Source organism: candidate division WOR-3 bacterium, assembly GCA_039801725.1.
Classification (GTDB): domain Bacteria; phylum Hydrothermota; class Tepidihabitantia; order Tepidihabitantales; family DTDR01; genus DTDR01.
In genome coordinates this window covers 1-8,199 of sequence record JBDRVE010000006.1, presented here as the reverse complement: position 1 = coordinate 8,199, position 8,199 = coordinate 1, and the positions used below count along the sequence as shown (strand labels likewise).

Below are 8,199 nucleotides of genomic sequence, written 5' to 3'. Positions count from 1 at the left end.
AATACTGGTGGCGACGTCTATTGTGTCAGACCAATTCCCGATGTTAATGGCAACGGAATTGATGATGCTTTGGCATCTTCTTGGAGTAATAATATTTTCTGTTTAGAAGGAAGTAATGGTCAAGTAATTTGGCAAAGAAATATTGGTAGATTCGGAATGCGCATTGAGATTTTAGATGATGTGAATGGCGATAATATCTGTGAAGTGATTGTTGGTTCCTGGAATTATGCGGTAATTCTTTTAGATGGCAGAACTGGTAATGAAATTTGGCGCACACCTACTAACGGTATGGTTTGGACTGTTTATCCAATCGGCGATGTTAATTTAAATGGAATAAAAGATGTTGTTGCTGGCTCCGGAGACGGTAATATTTATGTTTTAGAAGGCAGTAATGGCCAAATTATCTGGCAATATAATACGGGTGGTTGGGTAAATTCTGTAAGAAGTATAAGAGATGTGAATGGCGATAATTTAGATGATGTGCTTGCTGGCAATCAATTCCAAACCCAGCCAGGTTTTGTCTATTGTTTAGAAGGCGATACCTTTACTACTTCTTTGAAAGAAAATAAGAACTTACCAAAAAGAGATTTTAATTCTGTTTTTGATGCTACCGGAAGAAAAATAGAAAAACTAAAATACGGTATTTATTTTTTATACTCCAATAAATTAGAGAAATTAGTTATCTTAAAGCGAAATACTAAATTTTTACATTAAGATAACTTTTATTTTCCTTTCTTCTTTACCTTTTATCTTGATGAGATAGATTCCTTTTGGTATCTTTTCTTTTTTAAAGTTCCAGTAATATATTCCTTCTTTAGTAATTTTAATATCTTTAACTACCGAACCAATGGAATTATAGATTTTGATTTCTTTTATATCGCTTGCGTTATTTATCTTGAAATAAAGGACTTTTGTTGCGGGATTGGGATAAATCTTAACTCCAAAGGCTTCTTCTAATTTCTTAACTTCTTCTTCCATTATTGACTTCTTTAATGTCGGCGAAGTTAAAGTAAAGATGGTATCAAATTGTGTGGAATATGCCCAGAATTCATTAATATTACCACCTTTAAATAGATAGATAATTCCGTCATCTGAACAGGTCATTGCTGCACCCTGCTTTATCTTTCTCTTATAACGACCTCTTGGTACGGTATCTTTCACCACCCAAGAATCAGCAAAGACATCATAAGAGACAAAATCTTGAGAATTACCACCTTTAACGAGATAGACTTTATTATTGAAATAAGTAATTGCTGCGCCCTTTGTAACCCGTTTACCGCTTGGTTTAAAAGTAACTGACCTTAATTCTTTCCAAGAATCAGTTAAAGGATTATAGGAATAGAAATCATAAGTATTTTTACCTTTTACTAAATAGATTCTGCCATCACCAGCGGTCATTGCTGTACCAATACCGCAAGTTTTTAGAGAAGGAACCCTGGGAACTTCGGCTTTCTTCGTCCAACGATTGGTTAAAGGATTATATGCCCAGAATTCATTAGTATTACTTCCCTTTGTTGCATAAATCATCTGCGTATTTGGTTCATAAACCAAAGCAGTTCCCTTACCAAAACCATAAACCCTTAAAGTTGGTGCCAATTTTGGAATTGTGCATAATTCAGTCCAAGCTCTGCCTGCCAAATCAAAGGCATAAAATTCCTGCCCCTTGCCACCTTTCGTTACATAAATTCTATTATCAACTGGTGAATAAGTCATTGCACAACCGTATTTTACTCTTCTTCTCTTATGGGTATAAATTGAAGAATCAGGCAAGGAAGGCATCGTATCCCAAGTATCTTTTTCTACATCGTAACACCAAAATTCATTAGTATTAGCACCTTTTAAGGCATAAACTTTTCTTTCATTTGGCACATAAGCGATTGCTCCCCACTTTACTGCTCGGTTATAAGAACCCCTTGGTATCGGTGCCAATTCTATCCATTTGTTAACTTCAAATTTTAATGTTAAAGTATCGTTTCCCGGATATATATCATCACTTGTCCACAAAGAACAGATAATTGTGTAACGACCATAAGATAGATTGATCGGAGAGAAAGTTAAATTAATTGAGTCACCAGCATTTAAATTAGTAATTACTGAATCAAAATAGATAAGGCTATTAAAGTTATCAAATATTTTCGCATATCCTTTTAATGTATCAGCATTCAAGGTTCCCAAATTCTTCACAAGATAATTTGGTCTTATCTCGCCAATAAAGGCTCCTCTTCTTGGCGAAATTAACCTAACAATTCCACAATCCTTGAAATAGCGATAGAAAGAGATTGCTAAACTATCAGTCAATTTATTTCCGGGATAATTATGAGGAATCTTTCCTTCACCATAAAGATATTCTAATCCAATATTACCGGTAGAATCTTCAATACCGACCGAAGCGCTTCTTCCATAATTGAATCTTCTATCACCACAATTCACATCTAAGTATTGAACAATGATATTGCCATTTTCTTGCAAGATAATTTCAAAGGTAATGCCGGCTTTTGGGTCTTGATAATTTGTTCCTTTCCTTCTCATATTTTGATAGATGACAACTACTTTTCTTTCGGGTTTTTCACCAATAACTTTATAAGAAATACTACCGCCACCGAAATCTCTGCCACAAATCAAATCATCCCAATAAGCAAAGATAGCATTATTTGGACTTGTATAATAAGGAATTTGGGTATTATTACCAGTTCCTTGCGGTCTCTCACCAAAGGCAACAAAACCATCAACTCCAACCCATAAGTAATTATAAGTAGTATCATAGAACTTAAATTTGAATGGCAAATTAATTCCGACAACGGCATTATCTCCTTCGGTAATTAACCTAAATGTATTTGTAGTATCAATCCAACTAAATTGTGGACCACCAAGGGTATCTGAATCAATCCAGAAATGGCGATAAAATCCGTGGTCAGGTCCACCAGTATAAATGGGTGGCGCAATATAAATTATCTTTGTTGCGGTATCGTTATCAAGATTGTTATCACCAGGAACATGGGTTATAAATTTTACATAATACTTGCCACCTAATTGCGGTTGCCAATAAGGTAAGAAGGTATCAAAAAGAACTTCGTTAGGACCAAGGGAAGGAACTATATGATAGGAATTATAAACAACATTCATTAAAGAATCATAAATTGTACAACTAACCGGTGCATTAGTAACCGTCCAAGTAGAAACATTTTGGATAACTGCTATTGGTTTATAACTAATACCTTTTGGTCTTAATCCTAATTCACCCCTTGGTCGATAAACAAAATTAACCCGCCAGTCTGGGAATGGTGGTGGCGTATAGGGTTGATAATCAATAACAACCCTAATCATCCAATCGCCATTTGTCGTATCTTTCTTATAGAAAAGGAAATCACCATCATCAACAAAATAATATCTATGAAGAGCAGAAATTGAACGCGCCCTATCTCTTGCCAATTTCGGTGTGTTATTCATATCGTCGGTTTGGAGATAAAAGATATAAAAACCACCAGAATCAATTGTCAATTGAATTGGTAATTGAAAACTATTCCAACCAGTAAACCCAGCAATCTCCGGACTTTCGTAAAGTAATGTTCCCGGTGAGGAATCCGGACCATTATCTTTTACAATCCTAATCTTAAAACGATTGGCATAACTTATTGTATCAATATTTAAATATAAATGGACTTCTTTAATTGTTGCTGGATACATTTCTGGAATATATCTTACACCCATTCCTTGGTCAAAAAGATAGAAAGCGGTATCCCGATAGGCAACACCATCATCATAATAATAAAGTTTTTCCCAATTAACATAGCAGGAATAGGTTATTGTATCATTAAAGGGATTTTCATCACCACCAATTTGAGTAAAGAATTTAACTTGATAATGACCAGTATCCGGAAGCCAACCAGTAAAACTAACAGTCAATGTCTCACCGCTATTAATCGGAGTTATAACGCTACTATTATAAACCAAATTGCCAAAGGTATCTTTAATCAAAGCAATCGCGGTACAAGCAGGGATATCTTGTCTACCAATATTGGCAATCTTACAACTGATCGGAATTGGTTGAGGTAATTCAAAACTTCTTGGTGAGATTGCTTCTAAGACAGTAATATCATAATCATAAACAGTATCGCCATAAAGTCCAAAATCGTCAAGACACCAATAATAGATATCTTCTAAATTACCTTCAAAAACAAAAGCAATTTCTACTTCACTTTTACCATCAGCCCATGGCAATCTAAAGGAATCAATCGCTGGTCCAAAATTCTCAGTATATTCCTTAATCAAATACCAGGCATCAAAAAGATTATCCCGACCCATAATCTTGGCAGTGTAATTATTCCCCCGTTTTTTAAAATTCATATTCACTTTAAGTAGGATATTTCTAAAAGCCTGACAATTTATAGTAGGAGAGATTAAAGAATCAGGAGAATCAGAAGTATAGCGATAGAAAATTGCTGGATAAGGTGTTGGATTTTGTGTCCAAGGTGCCTGGTTTGCTAATTTCCGATGCCAATCATTTTCCGAAGTATCACCGGTAAAGTATATCCGCCAACCCGGAGGCGGTGAGACAGTGCTCCAACTGCTATTAAAGTCTTGGAAATAGATTGCCATTCGGGTTGCCGGTAAAACCTTTACCGAATCAATTAAGACATCATTGTAATGATACATATCATTTATTAAAGCGGTGGAACATTTTACAATATAAAAGCCCCGATATGCCTGCCAACCAGGAGTGAATGTAATTATCCTTTCGCTATCAGGTAAAAGGATTGACACATATGCTTGCCGCCAAGTATCACCAATGGCAAAATAGATAGAACAGGAAACAGGTCGGTTGCCAAAATTTTTCACTTTCGCTTTTGGTAAAATAAGATTACCTTCATATAAATAACCTTTTGGTTCTAAAATCTCAGTAACACCAATATCATAAGCATAAACTAATAAATTAGTATCTTTTTTATCATTACTATTATTATCATCCATAACCAATTCAGTTGAACAAGAGACTAAATAATTTCCTCTTATTGAAATCCATTGGGGAGCAAAAGTAATTTCCCGACTGGAATCCGGCTCTAATAAAAATACTTGAACAGTTGTATCGTAAACATTGCCAATTTTAAAACGAACATTAAATGTCTCAACTAAATTTCCGTAATTTTTAACAACTGCTCTTGGAGAAATAGCAGTAGATTCCGGTATTGAATCAACAGGTTCTAAAATATATTCTACACCAACATCATGAAGAGAAACCTGAATAACTGAATCTACTTTATCATTTATTCTATTTATATCATTATTAAGCATTGTCGAACAAGAAACCACATAACTTCCGGCAATTGCTGTCCAAGGTGGTGAAAATTGGATTGTTGTGTCCGTACTCGGTAATAAAGAGTCAATTGTTAAGTAGGATAAATAAACCGTGCCAATTCTAAACATTGCTTGAAAATTCCTTTCAATCTCAGTTCCGTTATTTCTAATTCTTGCTCTTGGATTAACTATCGTACCGGGCAAAATTCTGCCAACCGGTTCCAAAATTTCTAAGGTCATTAAGTCATGAGAAATGACATAGAGTAAAGAATCTACTTTATCGTTTATATTGTTCATATCTGTCGCTAATTGGGTAGAACAACTTACTACATAACTGCCACGAACCGTATTCCAACCCTGACTAAATGTATAATCTAATGTCTCACCAACTAATAAACTCACCGTATCAATAACCATAAAAACATTGCCACCAACCGTATCTATTTTGAATAACACAGAAAATCTCTCACTTATATTACCAAAATTTATTAGCCTCACCTGCGGCATTACTAAACTGCCCTCTAATACCGTATCTACAGGCGAAATTATATACTCAACCCCAACATCATGATAAACCACAAATAAGGAACTATCCTTACGGTCATTACTTGGATATAAATCATTCGCTAATAAAGTAGTACAACTCACAACATAACCGCCACGAACCGCTGTCCAAGAACTAAAACTAACCGTAAAAACTGAATCAGGTAATAAACCAACCACCGAAACCGTATCCTCATATACACTTCCTATCCTAAATATCACGTCAAAATCCTCAACAACATTACCATAATTCTTTACCACCGCCTGCGGTGTTATTGAAATTCCTTCTAATACCGTGTCAACAGGCTGTATTATATACTCAACTCCAACATCATGAGCAATAACATATAAACTACTATCTTGATAATCATTTAAATTGTTCATATCTGTCGCTAATTGGGTAGAACAACTAACTATATAACTGCCACGAACCGTACTCCAACCCTGACTAAAAGTATAATCCAATGTCTCATTCACTGCCAAACTCACCGTGTCAATAACCATAAAAACATTGCCACTAACCGTATCTATCTTGAATAACACAGGAAATCTCTCACTTATATTACCAAAATTTATTAGCCTCACCTGCGGCATTACTAAACTGCCCTCTAATACCGTATCAACAGGCGAAATTATGTATTCAACTCCAACATCATGATAAACAACAAATAAGGAACTATCCTTTTTGTCATTACTTGGATATAAATCATTCGCTAATAAAGTAGTACAACTCACAACATAACTACCACGAACCGCATTCCAAGAACTAAAATTAACCGTAAAAACTGAATCAGGTAATAAACCAACCACCGAAACCGTATCCTCATATACACTTCCTATCCTAAATATCACATCAAAATCCTCAACAACATTACCATAATTCTTTACCACCGCCTGCGGTGTTATTGAAATTCCTTCTAATACCGTGTCAACAGGCTGTATTATATACTCAACTCCAACATCGTGAGCAATAACAACTAATGTTGATTCTTTTTTATTATTATCAGGATATAAATCGCTTGTTAGTAAAGTAGTACAAGAAACCAGATAAATACCTCTAATGGCTACCCAAGATGGGAAAAGAGGTTTAACAATTGAATCGGGCTGAAGATCCACAATATCTAAGGTTTCTTCATAGACACTACCAATTCTAAATATTGCTTTAAAACTTTCTGAAATATTACCAAAATTCTTTATCTGGGGAGAAGGTATTAAAGTAGTATTTTCTAAAACAGTATCAACTGGTGCTAAAATATATTCCACACCAACATCATGGGCAACAACAAATAACGATTTTTTAATATAATCATTAGAAGTATCTTGGTCTGTTGCTAACATTGTTGTACAAATTACCGCATAATTTCCTCTAATTGCCTCCCAATTTTGACTGAAACTATATTCTAAGGTTTCATTAGGTGATAACAAAATAGTATCAACAACAATAAATATCGGCACAATACCTTCTATTCGAAATTGGATAGGAAATCTTTCACTTATGTTTCCAAAGTTCGCTACTTTTACTGTTGGAATAACTGTATCTCCTTCTGATATGGTATCAGAAGGTGTTATTATTTCTATTACTCCAACATCATGATAAACGACAAATAAGGAACTATCCTTTTTGTCATTACTTGGATATAAATCATTCGCTAATAAAGTAGTACAACTCACAACATAACTACCACGAACCGCATTCCAAGAACTAAAATTAACCGTAAAAACTGAATCAGGTAATAAACCAACCACCGAAACCGTATCCTCATATACACTTCCTACCCTAAATATCACATCAAAATCCTCAACAACATTACCATAATTCCTTACCACCGCCTGCGGCATTACTAAACTGCCCTCTAATATCGTATCAACAGGTTGTATTATATACTCAACTCCAACATCGTGAGCAATAATAAAAAGAGAAGAATCTTGCCAGTCGTTATCATTATTAATATCACCTGATAACATTGTTGAACATTTGACAGCATAATTACCTCTTACCGCTAACCAACTTTGACTAAATGTATAATCAGTAGTTTCGTTAGGAGCAAGATTTAAAGTATCAATTTTATAATAAACATCGTTCCCTAATTCATCAGTAATCTTAAATAAAACCTCAAATATCTCTCCTTCTGTTCCAAAATTTGTAATCCTTGCTTGGGGAAAAATTGTTGTATCTTCTCTTATTGTATCAACCGGTGTAATGATTGAAAGAACGCCAACATCATGAACCTGAGAAAAAGATAAACCAAAAATAAATAAAGAAAATAAAATTAAAAAATAATTTTTTCTCATTATAACCTCCTTATATAAAAAGATAATTTTATTTTTCCTTCCACATCTTATTATAAATTAAAAAATTTTTAA

2 protein-coding genes are annotated in these 8,199 nt (G+C 34.3%); one reads left to right on the top strand and one right to left on the bottom strand.

Features of this window, described 5'->3' with window-relative positions; translation table 11 throughout:
• Positions 1 to 714: PQQ-binding-like beta-propeller repeat protein (locus ABIK75_02150; GenBank protein MEO0089897.1), on the top strand; the 714-nt coding region annotated here is incomplete at its 5' end.
• Here the strand turns inward: ABIK75_02150 and ABIK75_02145 are convergent.
• Positions 706 to 8,127 (bottom strand): T9SS type A sorting domain-containing protein, encoded by a 7,422-nt coding sequence (locus tag ABIK75_02145; GenBank protein ID MEO0089896.1) that lies wholly within the window; start codon positions 8,125 to 8,127, stop codon positions 706 to 708. The two genes, ABIK75_02150 and ABIK75_02145, sit on opposite strands and share 9 nt — an antisense overlap.
• Between the last annotated feature and the right edge of the window lie 72 nt (positions 8,128 to 8,199).